Source organism: Carboxylicivirga marina (assembly GCF_016612505.1).
In the GTDB taxonomy this organism is placed as follows: Bacteria; Bacteroidota; Bacteroidia; order Bacteroidales; family Marinilabiliaceae; genus Carboxylicivirga; species Carboxylicivirga marina.
The window spans coordinates 57,390-74,432 of record NZ_JAENRR010000002.1; the positions used below are offsets into that span (position 1 = coordinate 57,390).

Here is a 17,043-nt window from a genome sequence, read left to right on the forward strand (position 1 = left end):
AACAGCCAAAGCGTGTATAAGCTCTTTATCTGGCTTTTCCCCAAAATACTCCCTAACTTATTTGAGCAGAAACCGGCAAGATGCTTAACAAAAAATACCGACATAGTATTGTAATCGACAATCACGAAATGGTTTATTACCGTTGTGGCCAGGGTGACCCAATATTAATGGTGCACGGTATTACTACCTATTCGTTTATCTGGCGCAACCTATTTCCGTATCTCGAAGATAAATATGAGTTAATTATTGTGGATCTGCTGGGCTGTGGAGATTCAGATAAGTCAATTGACATTGAGTTTTCATTAAAAAATCATGCCCGCATTTTAGCTGAATTGCTTCGGGCGCTTCATATTCCTAAAGTTCATCTGGTTGGGCACGATGTGGGCGGAGGTATTTGTCAAATAATGGCGGTGCGCTATGCTGAGTTGGTATTTAGTTTGACAGTGATGAATACGGTGGCGTATGATTTTTGGCCTGTACAACCCATTATCACCATGCGAACCCCCATCATCAGGCAACTGGCAATGGCTACTCTTGATTTGGGAGCTTTCAGGTTTATTGTCAAGCGGGGCTTGTATTATCAGGCCCGCTTAGATAAAGAACTGATGGATTGCTTTTGGTACCCCATGAAAACCAGTGCCGGTCGAAAAGCCTTTTTGTATTTTGCTCATTGTTTAAACAATCAGGATCTACTTGAAATATCTGATGAATTGGCTTGTTTAGAGATGCCTGTAATGATTATTAGAGGCGACAAGGATGTGTATTTAAGCCAGCAAATAGCCGAAAGGCTGCACAAGAATATTAAAACAAGTATGTTAAAAATAATCCCTACAGCAGGGCATTTTTTGCAAGAAGATGAACCTGCTTTGATTGCAAATTACTTACACACATTTATTAAGCGCTAGATGAGTGATTATTTGGACAAAATACGAAGGCTTGAACAGCGAATAAAAGCTCTTGAAGAGGAGAATAATTCCCTTTCTAATCGGGTTGAGGAGATGTTGTTACTTAGCCTTATCAACGAGAGTTTTGAGTCTGTTTCTGATGAAAGAGTACTCTTGTTATCAGTGCTTGAGAAAATATCAATACTTAAAAACATCCCCTATTGCGCTTGTTTCGGATACGACACTAAGCACTGGAAACCTATCGTTCAATATTGCTCTTTATTTAGTAAAGAACCCTGTGAAGGAACCTTATTATTGTCGGAGGATTTGGCGCATGAGTTTATAAGCGAATCAATAGTACGATTTTCAGTAGAAGACCGCCCCGATGCTTTTCAGTTAAGTGGATCATCACGCCTTTTTATCCCGAAGGAGTTTCTGGCCATCACTTTTCACACACGCACTCTCAAAAATGGGGTCTTCATTTTTATTAGTAATGGCAATACTAAAGATCCATTTTCTAAAGATCTTCATCCTTTTCATCAGGTTATCCAAATCGTGATTGATAAATGGGATCGCATTAGCTTGATGGATGAGTTACATGAGCTAAACCTACAACTTGAGTATCGCGTCAAAGACCGAACGCAACAGCTCGAACAGGAAGAAGAAAAGTATCGTCAACTGTTTAATCTGGCCAATGATGCCATCTTTTTATGGGAACTGCATAAGGAGGTGGTGCTTGGGTGCATTGAGATGAATGATGCAGCCATAAAAATGACAGGTTATCATGAAAAAGAGCTTATAAGGGCCAATCCCCTCACATTGCTTGATGATGCGTATAGCCATGAGGAGAGGCAGCAGCTTGTAAGCTACTTTATGCAAGCCCGGTCGATTTATAAGGCCCGGATAAAAACCAAGAGAGGAATCTTGCCTCTGGAAGTTCATACACGACGATTTGGTGATGGTGACAAACAATACATTATAGCAGTAGCTCGTGATATATCGGAACAGTTGGCCTATGAGGCAAGTATCGTCGAAGCCCTTAATAAAGCTGTGGAATCAGAAAAACTCAAATCAGCATTTTTGGCCAATATGAGTCATGAAATTCGTACACCTATGAATGCCATTGTTGGCTTTAGTGAGCTTTTAAGTGAAGATGTAATGACTGAGAGTGAAGTGAAAATGTATGCCGATATCATCTTTAAAAATAGTATGCATCTGCTAAACCTGATAAACGATATTGTAGATTATTCAAAAATAGAAGCCAAACAGGTCAAGATTTTCAACAGTGCTGTTAGTATAAACGAATTAATTTCTGATTTGTCCATCAATATGATATCTCTTCTTCATAAATCAGGAAAGAGCCACATTGATGTTTTAACACATTCACCACTAAACGATGCCGATGCCACAATAGAAGCCGATGGTACACACCTGCGACAGATTCTCTCAAATTTGGTAAACAACGCTATAAAATTTACTGATAAAGGTTTTGTTGAACTGGGGTATCAGTTGAGAGATGATCAAATAGAATTTTTTGTACGAGATACCGGAATGGGTATTAAAGCAATTGACCAGGATAAAATATTTGAACGGTTTGTGCAAATCAGAGACAAAGATGCGGTGAATGTAGGCGGTACTGGTTTAGGGCTGGCCATTTGCTCCAATCTGGTTCAAAAAATGAACGGACAAATGTGTTTGGATTCTACTCCTGGAGAAGGCTCGACTTTTTATTTTACGATACCATACACTAAAACTCAGTTGTCGTAGAAAAAGATGGGACTGTAGATATTATCATGCTAAGTATTGCGTTATCATTTTTTTATTAGTTTTATTACGAGCTATTAACCAGTAAACCATTGCCATTGAACGCTAGAAAATTATTATCAGTTGTAGTATGTGTCGTTGTATATGTCACGGCTTTCAGTAATGATTCAGATCTTAAATTTCGTCACCTGACGGTTGATCACGGGCTCTCACACAATGGTGTAAAATCTATTATTAAAGACTCTCAAGGTTTTATCTGGATCGGTACATTTGCAGGTTTGAATCGTTATGACGGTTATGAATTTCAAAGCATCCATAGTTATGGCGACGGTGATTTATTACTAAGTAGCGATAATATAAATTGTTTGTATGAAGATTCGAAGAAGAATATATGGATTGGCACATTAGGAGGTGGCCTGAACAGATTAAACAGTATCAGGGACAGTATCAGCTATTTTTACCATAAGCCAGGTAATAATAGTATAAGCTCAAATAATATTACTGATATACTTGAAGATGAGGCAGGCATTATATGGATTGCCACAAGAAACGGTTTAAACAAGTATGATCCAGAGAATAACACTTTCGAGGTTTTTAACACCTCTAATGGATTATCAAATGCATTCATTACATCCTTAGCGATCGAGAAAAATGTTATGTGGGTAGGTACTTATGGAGGAGGTGTAAATTTACTAAACATGGATTCCAATAGCATATTAAAGATAAGGCAATTGGATAATGTCTTGGGAGAAGAGGAAGTGCTGGATATTGTGATTGATCAAAATAAGTTTGTATGGATGGCAATACAGGATAAGGGTTTATGTCGGTTCAATCAGTATGATAAACAGTGTAAACAATTCTACGGTAGTAATGATATTAAAGGTTTCCATGAAAATGATACTCCTAGAGACTTAGTCTTGGACAATAAAAATAGGATTTGGTTTACAAGTAATCGAAGTGGTCTCTTCTGTTATGATCAAACCATACCTTCTTTTTTTAATTACAAATTAAACCAATCTGAAAAGGTAGGTGTTAATTCATGTTCTTTATCAACTATTTTAATTGATGATATTGATAATCTGTGGGTTGGTAGTTATAGGCAAGGTTTGTCTATTTGCAAAATGCAACAGGATAATATTATTCATCTGGATAGTGATGATTATGGCAATAGTTCAATGCGAAATAATGATGTTAATTCAATATTCGAAGATTCAGATGGAGATATATGGCTTGCTACTGAAAATGGCTTGAGTCGACTGGATGGTGATTTTAACAACACTAGAACATATACGACGATAGATGGACTTGTTGATAATACTATAATGACAATTAGTGAAATCAATAATGAATTATGGTTGGGTACATATGCCGGTGGCATTAATATTTTTAATAAAGAGCTGAATGTTTTCCGAAGCTTTGAAACAAATCAGGATCAGCTACCATCTTTATCAAGTGATTTTGTTAGAACTATCTATAAAGATTCAAAAGGATTGATATGGATTGGAACCATTAGAGGAGGCATTAATGTATATAATCCAAAAACACAAGAGATTGTTGTTTATGCATACTCAAGCGATAAAATTAAACCTGTAAGTAGTAATAATATCTTTTCATTTATTGAGGATAAGGACGGGAGTATTTACGTTGCAACCAATGGAGGTGGTGTAATGAGGTATAACCGAAAGAAAGATGAATTTACAGCTTTTATGTTTAGACCATTTGATGACAATAGCTTATCGAATAATATGGTGAGGTGCCAGTTGATTGATAGTAAAGGTGTTTATTGGGCTGGCTCTGATTATGGATTAAATGAGTTTAATCCCAATGGTGAAATATTTACATCGTATTACAAGGAAGATGGTTTAGCTAGTAATTCAATCGTTGGACTTACAGAAGATGATCACCAAAATCTTTGGATTACGACTCAGCATGGAATCTCAATTTTTAATTTAAACACAAGACTCTTTACTCACTTTTTTGTGGAAGATGGTTTACAAAGTAATGTCTTTAATTACAATGCCATCGTCAAGCTGAGAAATGGCAACATAGTTTGTGGAAGTGATAATGGGATAGAAGTTATTGATGGAGATAATCAGCTAGAAGCCAAAAAACCGAAGCCAGTTGTAATAACAGGGTTGTCAATATTGAATCAAAAGATAAATCATGGCATTGCTACCGATGGTCGCCAAATATACAAGGGAGAATTAAGCAAAACCAAACAACTGAATTTATCTCATAAAGATAAAATACTTGAATTAAGCTATTCAAATCTTGAATATCTTAGTACTAAGCTCATAAATTATCAATACAAAATTGATGAGTTACATGATGAATGGATTGATCTTGGTAATAAAAACAGGATCTCCTTTCATAATTTGAAACCAGATGATTATACTTTAAAAATTAAATCGATTATTGCTAACAGAAATCTTGAAAGTGAGGAAACTGTTCTTTATATCAAAATTAAGCCTCCTTTCTCAACATCTCCTTGGCTCTATGTCATCATTGTTTTAGCTGTAGTTTCCATTGCCTTCGTACTATATTTCTATGACAATCAAATCAACCAAAAGTCAAAGAACGAAATCGAATCCTAAGCAAATAAAAATTTAAAAGCCTCTTCAATTTTATTGGCTTTGATTATTTGAATATCAAACTTACCGAGTTCAACGCCTTTTACATAGCTTGGTATTATAATGCTTTTAAACCCTAATTTGGCGGCTTCACCAATACGTTGATCCAATCGGGTAACTGGTCGAATTTCACCAGATAAACCAACTTCACCCGTCATGCATATATCTGGCGATATGGTCATATCCATATTAGATGATAACACAGCGGTTATTACGGCTAAATCAATGGCCGGGTCGTTAACTTTCAGTCCGCCAGCAATGTTTAAGAACACATCTTTAGCGGCAAGTTTAAAGCCCGCACGTTTTTCCAGTACTGCCAGTAGCATGTTGAGGCGACGCAAATCAAAACCAGTGACCGAACGCTGTGGATTTTGATAAGCAGCTGTACTGGCCAGAGCCTGTACTTCAATTAAAAATGGACGAACGCCTTCCAATGCTGCCGATATGGCCACGCCGCTCATTTGCTTTTGTTGTGTTGCCAAAAGTAGTTCTGATGGATTGCTCACTTCGCGAAGACCGGACCCCAGCATCTCAAAAATACCAATCTCATTGGTTGAGCCAAAGCGGTTTTTTATTGAGCGCAAAATACGATACATATGATGACGATCGCCCTCGAACTGGAGCACAACATCTACCATATGTTCTAATACTTTTGGTCCAGCCAGACTGCCTTCTTTGGTGATGTGACCAATTAAAAATACAGGAATGTGTTTTTCCTTACAAACACGTAATATGGTTGCTGTGCATTCCCGAATTTGCGAAACGCTGCCAGGAGCTGATTCTATTCGCTCAGTTTCCATGGTTTGAACCGAGTCAATTACAAGCACATCTGGCTTTTCATTATCAATGTGTTTGATAATGTGTTCCACCAACACTTCACTTACCACATGGCAATTATCAGCCGATGCACTTGAAATACGATCGGCGCGTAATTTAATCTGTTGCGGACTTTCCTCACCAGAAACATAGAGTACTTTTACATTTGGTAAATTCAATGCCGTTTGCAACACTAGTGTTGATTTACCAATGCCAGGCTCACCGCCAATAAGCACCATGGCGCCTGGTACTAATCCTCCTCCTAAAACACGATCGAGTTCATCGTTTCCAGTGCTAAGTCGCGGCTGTTCTTCAACTGATACTTTTGAAACCGGCATGGGTTTCGTTCGCTCGGCTATAACAGTTCCCGGCCGACTATTTTTAGCTTTGCCTGTTATCTTGGTTTCTTCAACAAAGGTATTCCACTCACCGCAGGCATAGCATTTGCCCTCCCATTTGGGCGATTCATTACCACAACTCTGACAAACAAAAACAGATTTGGATTTAGCCATATTACATCGATGTTTTAATCTTTTCTACAATGGATGATGTTGAGAATCCTGGAACAAAATCAATGGTTTCTACCTTTCCACCTTTAGCCATTAATATGTCGTAACCCACAATGTCACTGGCATTGTAATCGCTTCCTTTTACCAATACATCGGGTTGTAGTGCTTTTATCAAGTCATAAGGAGTGTCTTCATCGAAAAACACAACTAAATCGATAAACTGTAGCGAAGCCATTAATATGGCACGACTTTGCTCATCAACTACCGGACGTTGAGGTCCTTTTAAGCGTTGAACCGAAGCATCGGTATTAAGACCAAGGATTAGCTTTGAACCCTTATCTTTTGCTTTTGATAAATAATCGATGTGTCCGCGATGTACAATGTCAAAGCATCCATTGGTGAACACAATACTTTCGTTTGTCTTTGACCATTGTTCAACAATACTTTGTGCTTCAGGTCTGCTTTTTATTTTACCGAGTATTTTATCAAGTTGAGTCATTTCAATATTGATTTGTTGAACTGTATATTGATGTTGAGCAAATGCTTCTTATTATCCTTCCAAAAATAATAAAACCCCGACATCTGTCGAGGTTCTATTGCTATATTTTGCATCAGCCTATGGGCTAATGAGCTATTTTGATATTATTATACCAAGGCATTGGTTGCCGTATCCGGAAAAATAAATGTTGGTTTAAATTGTTTTGCTTCTGCCAGCTCCATGTGGCAGTAGGTGATAATGATTACAACATCGCCTACTGCTACTTTTCTTGCTGCTGCTCCATTCAGGCAAATAACGCCTGAACCGCGTTCGCCTTTAATAACATAAGTTTCAAGGCGCTCGCCATTGTTGTTGTTTACTACCTGAACTTTCTCATTTTCAATGATGTTAGCAGCATCCATTAAGTCTTCATCAATGGTAATACTTCCTACATAATTCAGGTTTGCTTCAGTAACTGAAACATTGTGTAACTTCGATTTTACAACCTCAACATTCATGATCCCAATAATTTGTATGTCACGTTATCTATCAATCTTATCTCACCGGCAAATACCGCAATACAACCAACAATGTACTCACTCTCATCCCAGTTGTCAACAGGCTGAAGCGTATATCCGTCTACAATTTCAAAATATTCAACTTCCAGCTCATCGTTAGCATTTATTGCTTGCTTCACTGCTTCTTTCGCACTTTCTACCGATGTATCGGGTACAAAGTTACAAGATTCAAATAAAGTTCGAGCAATGGCAGGTGCATTTTTTCGTTGAGCATCATTAAGTAAGGTGTTACGTGAGCTCATTGCCAAGCCATCTTTTTCGCGAATTGTGTCGCAAGGCACTATTTCAACAGCTAGTTGTAGTTGTTTGGTCATGGCTCTGATGATGGCCAACTGTTGAAAATCCTTTAGACCAAAAAATGCTTTATCAGGATTGACCATATCAAATAAGCGACTAACAACTTGTGCAACACCATTAAAATGACCAGGACGAAACTGTCCTTCCATTACTGTTTCTAATTCGCCAAAATTAAATTGTCGATTATCAGTCTCAGGATAAACTTCTTCAACCGACGGGGCAAAAATAACATCGCACTTAACGGTTGAAAGTGCTTTTAAGTCGGTTTGCATATCTCGCGGATAGCGCTCCAAATCCTTCGCGTTATTAAACTGAGTTGGATTAACAAAAATACTGATGATTACCATGTCGGCATGTGCGGCTGCTTTATCGACCAACGACAAATGGCCATTGTGCAATGCTCCCATTGTAGGAACAAAACCAATTGTTTGCCTTTTTTCTCTGGCTCTATCAGTTAGCTGCTTAAGCTCAGCAATGGTATGAACTACTTGCATGGTTAATGGTTTTAATTGACACATAAACAGGCACTAAGCATGCTTAAATGTGCCAAGAAAATTTTGCGGGGCAAAGTAATAAAATACTTATCACATTTGATGTAAATATTTATAAAAAGATTGTGCTTAATACGGAATGTAAAGACGATTAAATCCTAAAACGCTAAGCATAAAAGGCCTTTATTTGTCAGGTGGTTTATTTTTCGTACTTTTGCATTTGCTAAAAATATTCTACCAGTATACATAATGGAAAAAGCAAAAGTCTTATTCATCTCTCAAGAAATAACACCTTACTTACCCGAGACAGAAATGTCTAAAATAGGTCGTTACCTTCCGCAAGGCATTCAGGAATTAGGAAAGGAAATTAGAACTTTCATGCCGCGTTTTGGCTGTATTAACGAACGTCGTAACCAGTTACACGAAGTAATACGTCTGTCGGGTATGAATCTTATTATTGATGACACTGACCACCCCTTGATTATCAAGGTGGCATCTATTCAGGCAGCTCGCATGCAGGTGTATTTTATCGATAACGAAGATTATTTCCAGCGTAAAGCAACTCTGGTTGATGCTGAAGGAAATGAGTTTGAAGATAATGATGAGCGTACAATCTTTTTTGCTCGTGGAGTATTAGAAACTACTAAAAAACTACGTTGGGCACCTGATGTGGTTCACTGTAACGGGTGGTTCACAGCTTTAGCACCATTGTACATTAAAAAAGCCATGAATGAAGATCCGCACTTTGCGAATTCAAAAGTGGTTTATACCGTTTACGACAATGACTTTAACAAACAGTGGAGCGAAAACTTCAAGGAGAAACTAAAGTTAGACGGGGTCGAAGATAGTGATTTAGAAGTAATGGCTGCCAATGACTATGTGAACCTAACTAAGTTAGCTATTTCTATGTCAGACGGTGTAATTCAGGGTAGCGAAACAATAAATCCTGAGATTAGTGAGTTTATAAAGCAATCGGGTAAGCCATTTTTAGGCTATCACGATGAAGAAAGCTATGTTGGAGCTTACAATGGTTTCTACGATTCATTGCTTGATTAACAAACAAAACTTATGAAGAAATATTCTTTAAAAGAGATATTAATGTCTGCAGGCCAATTATTTATTATTGGCCTTCTTTCTTTAACCGTTGCATGTAAAGATGAGCCGGCCCGGTTGACAGGCGAAGTGTTGCCCGATGGTGAGATGATAAAAGGCAAGGTGCATGATAATCATTTGCTCGAAACAAAAAATATTGCTCGAACAAGTGTTGAAACCAGTGACGCAACCTATGGTATTATTGGTGAATTTAATGATCCGATTTTTGGTCAGTCGAAGGCAGCTTTTTTAACCGATTTTTCAATTGGTAACCAAGTGGCCTTTTCCATTGAATATATCGATGCTAATAATGAAGAACAAGATACAGTCTTGTACCAGTTTAATAATACCAATACTACAGACTTTCCTAATGATGAATGGAAGGTTGATAGTTTAGTTATGAATATGCAATATCAATTTAATAATTGGTATGGCGACATGGAGCATGGACAGAACGTAAATATCTATGAACTAAGTTCTCCTCTTGGTCCTATAAATCAGGTGTTTTATAGCGATCATGATGTGACAGGTATGTATTTCACAACGCCTATCGCATCACAAGTCGTTCATCCGAATAATGAAGTGCCAGACTCTTTAAAGTCAACAAATTGGGCTAATTTATGGGATTATCCTGACAGTTTGTGGAATGCTCCAGAATACTTATGGGATAATAATAAGATTAAAGTATTGAAAGATAGTGCTTGGCTCGATGATAATTTTAATGATAATAAGTCAACAATTAAGAACTGGCGTTTTAAATTAAATGATGAGGTGAGAGATCGATTCTTTAACATGACCGAATCAGACTTGAAATCATCTGCTACTTTTAAAGATGTATTTAACGGTATCTATGTTGCCCTAGATGATGTGTCTATTGGTAATGGCAATGGTTGGCTAACAAAAGTGAATCTGTTGAGTAGTTCTGCAATCGCCAGTAACTTAACCATTCATTTATCACGCGATCATTTATATATGAATTCCGATTCAGTTATAAATGATACGACATCAACATATCAGTATTCATTCCCAATTAACCTTGAGAATGTACGTTTTAATACCTATAAACATGCATTAAATACCGATAATATTGATATTACTGATGAAGATCCGGAACGATTGTATATTCAGGGTATGGCAGGTAGCTATATGGAAATGGAACTACCTGATGAAATATTAAATTGGGTTGATTCAATAGGGAATCCGGCTACTCCTGAGCCAATGTCTGTAGTTGATTATCATATGGTGGCGAATATTGAATTTTATATGGAGGTAGCCATGGATTCAGCTAGTATTGCTCGTTATCCAATACCAAGTAGATTAAATATTAAATGGCTTGATGATAAAGGTGAGTTGACTGATCCGGTTTATTCAATTGTCGTTAATGGAAATAAAGTGACTACACCGGTATTTGGAGGAGATTCGGACAGTCAGGGAAATCGAATTGGTACAGGAGAGCGTGTTGGACGTTATAACGATGAAGGCGATATTGAGTATTTATATCGTTTTATTATGCGTGCTGATTACTTTAATTACGTCATGCGTAACGAAGATGGTGCTGGGCTTGAAGATAAACAGTTTTTTGTTGGGCCTGAGAGTACAACTTCTAACTTCCAAAGGGTGATTCTTTATAGTGGTTCAGAAACAAATGAAGAGGTTGAAATTGACGGAGAGACGTTTGATAAGCGAATGAAGATGATTATAAAATATTACCAGTATCGACCAAGGTAGGTAAATGATATATTAGAATAATAAAATGGGATGTCTCTTTATTGGCATCCCATTTTTGTTTTCCATTACTAACGAAATGCAAGTTGTTCGTAAGTTAAATGTCTTTTGTATGACAACAGCCTCATTTCCGATTCCTTTATAAATTGACAAGTCACTTGCGTTTTTGTTATTATTCCCTTTTATTTCATTCCTGTATTGCTATCATAATTAATTCTTGCCTACATTCGCTTCAGATAATGGAGTTTAATTGAGAGAATGAACAAATACCGTTTATTAACTGAACAAGAAATACAAGAGTTAGAGCAACGAAGTTGCATCTGCTCTAACTGGCAACTGGTTTTAGTTGATGAGGCGTTCAATCCTTCAGCCATACGTAATGTGTCTTTTTCAGGAAACGTTAAGCTTGGTTATTTTAGCAGAAGTTTCACATTCCCGGGAGGAGTTGAAAAAAAAGCCGGCATCTCCAATGCTACTATCCATAATTGCATCATCGAATCAGATGCATACATTAATCAGGTAAAAAACCATATTGCCAACTATCACATTCATTCAAATGTGGTGATTGAGAATGTTGATTCTATCATTACAGAGAAAGAAAATTGCTTTGGTAATGGAGTACAGGTATCGGCATTGAATGAAGCTGGTGGGCGCGAAATATCTATTTACAACGAATTATCGGCACACACCGCCTATATTATGGCTATGTACCGTCATCAACCGGTGGTCATCGAAAAGTTGCAAAAACTGATTGATAATTACAGGGAAGGTATTTGCAGTTCGATGGGTACTATTAGTGAAGGTGCTCTGCTGATTAATTGCCGAACTATTATTGATGTAAATATTGGTGCTTTTGCTAAAGTGGAAGGTATCTATCGCTTATGTAATGGCTCCATTAATAGTTGTTATAAAGCACCGAGTTATTTTGGACCAGGTGTAATTGCTGAAGATTTTATTGCAGCTTCGGGCAGTAGGGTGAGTGATAGTTCATTACTGTCGAAGTGTTTTATTGGGCAGGGCTGTGAACTTGGGAAACACTATTCGGCCGAAAACTCTGTTTTCTTTGCCAATTGTCAGGGCTTTCATGGTGAGGCTTGTTCTATTTTTGCCGGCCCCTATACTGTTACGCATCATAAGTCAACATTACTGATTGCTGGTTACTTTTCGTTTATGAATGCGGGGAGTGGCTCCAATCAGAGTAACCACATGTATAAGTTGGGGCCAATCCATCAGGGGGTGGTAGAAAGAGGCTCTAAAACAACCAGTGATTCATATTTACTTTGGCCAGCTCGTATTGGGGCTTTTTCATTGGTAATGGGGCGTCATTATCGCAATCCGGATACTTCACAGCTTCCGTTTTCTTATTTAATCGAAAATAAAGACGAAAGTATACTGGCGCCGGGCGTTAATTTACGCAGTGTAGGTACTATTCGCGATGCCAGAAAATGGCCAAAACGTGATAAGCGGACAGATAGTAAGTTGTTGGATTTCATAAATTTCAACCTATTGAGCCCATTTACCATTCAAAAGATGATTAATGGTAAAAAGGTTTTGAAAGATTTAATGCAGTCTTCGGGGCAAACGTCTGACTATTACATGTACAATAGTGTGAAGATAGCAAATGGCTCGTTAAGGCGTGGTATTGAGCTATATAATACCGGAATAATAAAATTTTTAGGTAATGCACTTATTAAGAAGCTGGAAGATGTTATCTTTGTATCGTTAAGTGAATTAAGAAATAGCCTTTCGAAAGCTTCCGATTTTGGAATTGGGGAGTGGATTGACATGGCTGGTTTGCTTGTTCCTAAGGAGAGGGTAATGACCCTGCTTGATGATTTGCAAAATGATAACATATCGGATCTTGATGAGCTCAATAAACGATATGAATCATTGCATGACAACTATTTTGATTATGCATGGACATGGTGCCTGAAAGTTTTTAAGGACGAATTTGATTTGGATTTCCAAAAAGCAGAAATCGATCAAATTTTGACCTTTGTAGATGAGTGGAAAAAGTGTGTAATTGAATTAGATAATATGGTATATGCCGATGCTCATAAGGAGTTCACGTTGAACAATCAAACGGGCTTTGGTATTGATGGATCTGAGGAAACTCGTATTTCTGACTTTGAACAGGTGCGTGGTGAATTTGAGAAACATCCGTCGGTGCAGGACATCAGTAATCATATCAGGGAAAAAAGCAGACTGGCTGAAGAACTGAAAGAAAGGCTTATCCTCTTAAAGTAGAGATAAACCTTAAATAGATTACTATGCGATTAATTATCGAGCCGGATTATCAACTGGCTTCTTCATGGACAGCAAGTTACATTGCACAAAAGATTAACAAGCATAAGGGAGATAAGCCTTTTATACTTGGTTTGCCAACGGGCTCGTCTCCATTGGGGACATATAAAGAACTAATCAGACTGAATAAGGAAGGAAAAGTATCTTTCAAGAATGTGGTGACTTTTAATATGGATGAATACCGTGAGATTCCTCGCGAACATCCGCAAAGTTATTACACATTTATGTGGGACAACTTTTTCAACCATATTGATATAAAGCCTGAAAATACCAATTTATTAAATGGTCAGGCTGAGGATGCTGAAGCAGAATGTCAGCGTTACGAAGATAAAATTAAGGAGTTGGGTGGTATCGACCTGTTTTTGGGAGGTATTGGCCCTGATGGTCACCTGGCATTTAATGAGCCAGCATCATCATTAAGCTCCCGTACAAGGGTTAAAACGTTAACCTATGACACCATTATAGCTAATTCACGTTTCTTCGATAACGACCCAAACAGAGTACCTAAGACAGCTTTAACTGTTGGCGTGGGAACAGTTTTGGATTCGAAAGAAGTGTTGATTATTGTCAATGGTCATAACAAAGCGAGAGCTTTACAACATGCTGTAGAAGAAGGAGTCAATCATATGTGGACCATTAGTGCATTGCAAATGCATCCTAAAGGGGTAATTGTTTGTGATGAGGCAGCAACCTACGAATTAAAGGTTGGGACTTATAATTATTTCAAGGATATTGAAAAAGACAATTTAGCACCTGAAAGTCTATTGAAATAGCAAAAGGCATTTAAGCCTTTATCGGTATAACACACATTTGTTTGAAGAGGGACTCCCAATAGAGTTCCTCTTTTTCGTCTTACAGCTTTAGGAAAAATAGAATTTTAATACTGATACAGATATAAGTTGAAAAGAAGGTCTTACATCTTATGTCTTTAATCTAGAATCTAAAGGTATATGTGTGGAATTGTAGCATACGTAGGAGGAAGGACAGCTTACCCTATTATCGTAAAGGGATTACAACGATTGGAATATCGCGGGTATGACTCGGCTGGTTTGGCCCTTATAAATAGTGAAATCAACGTTTATAAGTGCAAAGGGAAAGTTAAGGATCTGGAGAATCATGCCAAAGGAAAATCGATCTCAGGATCGATTGGTATGGGGCATACGCGCTGGGCTACACATGGCGAGCCGAGTGATAACAATGCGCATCCACATGTATCACAAAATGGTAAATTTATAGTGGTGCACAATGGTATTATTGAAAACTATGCGCACTTAAAAAAGGAATTGATTAGCCGTGGATATGAGTTTCAAAGTGAGACGGATACCGAAGTGTTGGCCAACCTGATAGAAAATATCTACATCAATAAAAAGGTAAACGCTGAAATGGCGGTTCGACTGGCTCTTACTAAAGTGGTTGGAGCCTATGGTTTGGTGATTACCTGTACCGATGAGAAAGATAAGTTAATAGCTGCTCGAAAAGGTAGCCCATTGGTAATCGGGGTAGGTGAGAAGGAATATTTTCTGGCATCAGATGCAACACCGATAGTGGAGTACACCGATCAGGTCATTTATATGAACGATGAGGAGGTGGCAGTTATTGAAAAGGATAATCTAACGCTAAAGAGCATTGAAAATGATGCCTTGAAGCCAAAGATTCAGAAGGTTAACTTAACCATTGATGAAATTGATAAAGGCAACTATGAGCATTTCATGCTGAAGGAGATTTATGAGCAACCTATCTCTATTGAAGATACCTTCCGTGGTCGTGTTTCATTAGATCACTCTAAAATATTTTTAGGTGGCATTATTGATGTTTTACCTAAACTCTCGCAAGCCCGACGTATCATTATTGCTGCCTGTGGCACATCATGGCATGCTGGTATTGTTGGTGAATATTTATTCGAAGAATTTGCCCGTACACCTGTTGAGGTAGAATATGCCAGTGAGTTCCGATACCGCAATCCGGTTATCAATGAAGATGATGTCATCATTGCTATTTCGCAAAGTGGCGAAACGGCTGATACCCTGGCTGCCATAAAAATGGCCAAAGAGCAAGGAGCAACCATTTTAGGCATTTGTAATGTGGCTGGTTCGTCCATCCCGCGCGAAACACATGCTGGTGTTTATACGCATGCTGGTGTTGAAATCGGTGTGGCATCAACCAAAGCATTTACATCGCAGGTAACTGTTTTAACCATGATGGCCTTCTTGCTTGGCAAGACTAAAGGTCACATCAAAGATGTAGATTACAAAGAACTAATTGGCGAATTAATACAGGTGCCTGATAAGATCAGAACCATCCTTCAGTCAGAAGAACAGATTAAAGCCATTGCTGAAACCTATAAAGATGCCAATAATGCATTGTATTTGGGGCGTGGCTATTTGTTTCCGGTCGCTTTGGAAGGTGCATTGAAGTTGAAAGAAATTTCATACATTCATGCCGAAGGTTATCCGGCAGCAGAAATGAAGCACGGGCCGATCGCACTTATCGATGAAAATATGCCAGTGTTTGTATTGGCAACAAAAGATAAGTCGTACGAAAAGATTGTTAGTAACATACAAGAAGTGAAAGCGCGTAATGGAAAGGTTATAGCCATTGTTACCAAAGGTGATGATGTGATTAAGAAGATGGCCGACCATGTGATTGAGGTGCCAGATTGCCACGAAGCAATTGCGCCGCTGTTAACAAGTATTCCACTTCAGTTTGTATCGTATCATATTGCAGTTATGCGAGGCTGTAATGTGGATCAACCACGTAACCTGGCTAAGTCAGTAACCGTGGAATAAAGTTGCATTACTTCGTTGCCATTCGATTAAGAGTGGCAATCATTGTAATATTTTAAGGTTTATCTCTCAGTAAAAGCCCGTTTGAAACGTCATACGGGCTTTACTTTTTTGTTGGGCATCATCATGTTTTTTATTTATTTTTATTGCATTTAACTAGATAAACCTTCATCATGATTCGCCAGATTAATCCTACAGATGCAGAGGCTGTTGTCGCCATCTATAATCATTATATCATACATAGTATCGCTACTTTTGAGCTTGAGCCAATAGATGCGCAAACAATGCAGCAACGTATTGCGAGTATCGGTGATAAGTACCCTTATCTCGTTTACGAAGAAAACAATCAAATACTTGGCTACGCTTATGCCAGTGAATGGAAAGGACGAAAAGCTTATAGCAGAACAGTTGAAACCTCGGTTTATTTGCATTCTGAAGCAAAAGGAAAGGGAATTGGAACCAAACTCTATACGCAATTAATTGAAGAGCTTAAATCAATGAATATGCATGCCTTAATTGGCGGTATTTCGTTACCTAATGAGGCCAGCGTCGCTTTGCATGAGAAATTTGGATTTGAAAAGATAGGTCAGTTCAAAGAGGTTGGACGAAAGTTCGATAAGTGGATTGATGTCGGATATTGGGAGCTCGTAATTTTGTAATTGAAAAACATGGCACTTCATAATATCCAATAT

Annotated in this window: 13 protein-coding genes; 9 read left to right on the forward strand and 4 right to left on the reverse strand. The window is 38.0% G+C overall.

Going from position 1 to position 17,043, the window contains the following annotated elements; translation table 11 throughout:
* The first annotated feature begins 80 nt into the window (after positions 1-80).
* The 3 genes from JIV24_RS01235 to JIV24_RS01245 all read left to right on the forward strand — a co-directional run bounded on the left by JIV24_RS01235 (position 81) and on the right by JIV24_RS01245 (position 5,242).
* Positions 81-905 (forward strand): alpha/beta fold hydrolase, encoded by an 825-nt coding sequence (locus JIV24_RS01235; protein ID WP_200463176.1) that lies wholly within the window; start codon positions 81-83, stop codon positions 903-905.
* Positions 906-2,651: a PAS domain-containing sensor histidine kinase gene (locus JIV24_RS01240; RefSeq protein ID WP_200463177.1), complete on the forward strand. Its 1,746-nt coding sequence runs from the start codon at positions 906-908 to the stop codon at positions 2,649-2,651.
* Between the two features lie 95 nt (positions 2,652-2,746).
* Positions 2,747-5,242, forward strand: coding sequence for a ligand-binding sensor domain-containing protein (locus tag JIV24_RS01245; RefSeq protein WP_200463178.1), 2,496 nt, complete (start codon positions 2,747-2,749; stop codon positions 5,240-5,242).
* Here the strand turns inward: JIV24_RS01245 and radA are convergent.
* The 4 genes from radA to panC form a co-directional block, all read right to left on the reverse strand.
* Positions 5,239-6,606 (reverse strand): DNA repair protein RadA, encoded by a 1,368-nt coding sequence (radA, locus tag JIV24_RS01250; RefSeq protein WP_200463179.1) that lies wholly within the window; start codon positions 6,604-6,606, stop codon positions 5,239-5,241. The genes JIV24_RS01245 and radA overlap by 4 nt on opposite strands.
* 1 nt (position 6,607) lies before the next feature.
* The gene (rfaE2, locus tag JIV24_RS01255) at positions 6,608-7,102 is read right to left on the reverse strand and encodes a D-glycero-beta-D-manno-heptose 1-phosphate adenylyltransferase (RefSeq protein ID WP_200463180.1); all 495 of its coding nucleotides are present in this window, start codon (positions 7,100-7,102) and stop codon (positions 6,608-6,610) included.
* Between the two features lie 146 nt (positions 7,103-7,248).
* Positions 7,249-7,599 (reverse strand): aspartate 1-decarboxylase, encoded by a 351-nt coding sequence (gene panD / locus JIV24_RS01260; protein ID WP_200463181.1) that lies wholly within the window; start codon positions 7,597-7,599, stop codon positions 7,249-7,251.
* Positions 7,596-8,450 (reverse strand): pantoate--beta-alanine ligase, encoded by an 855-nt coding sequence (gene panC, locus JIV24_RS01265; RefSeq protein WP_200463182.1) that lies wholly within the window; start codon positions 8,448-8,450, stop codon positions 7,596-7,598. Before panC ends, panD begins: the two co-directional genes overlap by 4 nt.
* Before the next feature lie 246 nt (positions 8,451-8,696).
* On the opposite strand from panC, the gene JIV24_RS01270 reads away from it, so the two are divergent.
* The 6 genes from JIV24_RS01270 (at position 8,697) to JIV24_RS01295 (ending at position 17,010) form a co-directional block, all read left to right on the forward strand.
* Complete coding sequence (locus JIV24_RS01270; RefSeq protein ID WP_200463183.1) at positions 8,697-9,503, forward strand: glycogen/starch synthase; 807 nt, start codon at positions 8,697-8,699, stop codon at positions 9,501-9,503.
* A gap of 12 nt (positions 9,504-9,515) precedes the next feature.
* Positions 9,516-11,267: a DUF4270 family protein gene (locus JIV24_RS01275; RefSeq protein ID WP_200463184.1), complete on the forward strand. Its 1,752-nt coding sequence runs from the start codon at positions 9,516-9,518 to the stop codon at positions 11,265-11,267.
* Between the two features lie 255 nt (positions 11,268-11,522).
* Positions 11,523-13,511, forward strand: a complete 1,989-nt coding sequence (locus JIV24_RS01280; protein ID WP_200463185.1) for a DUF4954 family protein — start codon at positions 11,523-11,525, stop codon at positions 13,509-13,511.
* Between the two features lie 23 nt (positions 13,512-13,534).
* Positions 13,535-14,341 carry a glucosamine-6-phosphate deaminase gene (gene nagB, locus JIV24_RS01285; protein WP_200463186.1) on the forward strand — a complete coding sequence of 269 codons (807 nt, stop codon included), beginning with the start codon at positions 13,535-13,537 and terminating at the stop codon, positions 14,339-14,341.
* 177 nt (positions 14,342-14,518) lie between these two features.
* Positions 14,519-16,354: a glutamine--fructose-6-phosphate transaminase (isomerizing) gene (gene glmS, locus JIV24_RS01290; protein WP_200463187.1), complete on the forward strand. Its 1,836-nt coding sequence runs from the start codon at positions 14,519-14,521 to the stop codon at positions 16,352-16,354.
* Between the two features lie 170 nt (positions 16,355-16,524).
* Positions 16,525-17,010: an arsinothricin resistance N-acetyltransferase ArsN1 family B gene (locus tag JIV24_RS01295; protein WP_200463188.1), complete on the forward strand. Its 486-nt coding sequence runs from the start codon at positions 16,525-16,527 to the stop codon at positions 17,008-17,010.
* Positions 17,011-17,043: the final 33 nt, after the last annotated feature.

Excerpts from the sequence above, each read along its gene's own strand:
- JIV24_RS01235 (WP_200463176.1), top strand. The coding sequence starts at position 81 with ATGCTTAACAAAAAATACCGACATAGTATTGTAATCGACAATCACGAA.
- JIV24_RS01240 (WP_200463177.1), top strand. The coding sequence starts at position 906 with ATGAGTGATTATTTGGACAAAATACGAAGGCTTGAACAGCGAATAAAA.
- radA (WP_200463179.1), bottom strand. The coding sequence starts at position 6,606 with ATGGCTAAATCCAAATCTGTTTTTGTTTGTCAGAGTTGTGGTAATGAA.
- rfaE2 (WP_200463180.1), bottom strand. The coding sequence starts at position 7,102 with ATGACTCAACTTGATAAAATACTCGGTAAAATAAAAAGCAGACCTGAA.
- panD (WP_200463181.1), bottom strand. The coding sequence starts at position 7,599 with ATGAATGTTGAGGTTGTAAAATCGAAGTTACACAATGTTTCAGTTACT.
- panC (WP_200463182.1), bottom strand. The coding sequence starts at position 8,450 with ATGCAAGTAGTTCATACCATTGCTGAGCTTAAGCAGCTAACTGATAGA.
- JIV24_RS01270 (WP_200463183.1), top strand. The coding sequence starts at position 8,697 with ATGGAAAAAGCAAAAGTCTTATTCATCTCTCAAGAAATAACACCTTAC.
- JIV24_RS01275 (WP_200463184.1), top strand. The coding sequence starts at position 9,516 with ATGAAGAAATATTCTTTAAAAGAGATATTAATGTCTGCAGGCCAATTA.
- JIV24_RS01280 (WP_200463185.1), top strand. The coding sequence starts at position 11,523 with ATGAACAAATACCGTTTATTAACTGAACAAGAAATACAAGAGTTAGAG.
- nagB (WP_200463186.1), top strand. The coding sequence starts at position 13,535 with ATGCGATTAATTATCGAGCCGGATTATCAACTGGCTTCTTCATGGACA.
- glmS (WP_200463187.1), top strand. The coding sequence starts at position 14,519 with ATGTGTGGAATTGTAGCATACGTAGGAGGAAGGACAGCTTACCCTATT.
- JIV24_RS01295 (WP_200463188.1), top strand. The coding sequence starts at position 16,525 with ATGATTCGCCAGATTAATCCTACAGATGCAGAGGCTGTTGTCGCCATC.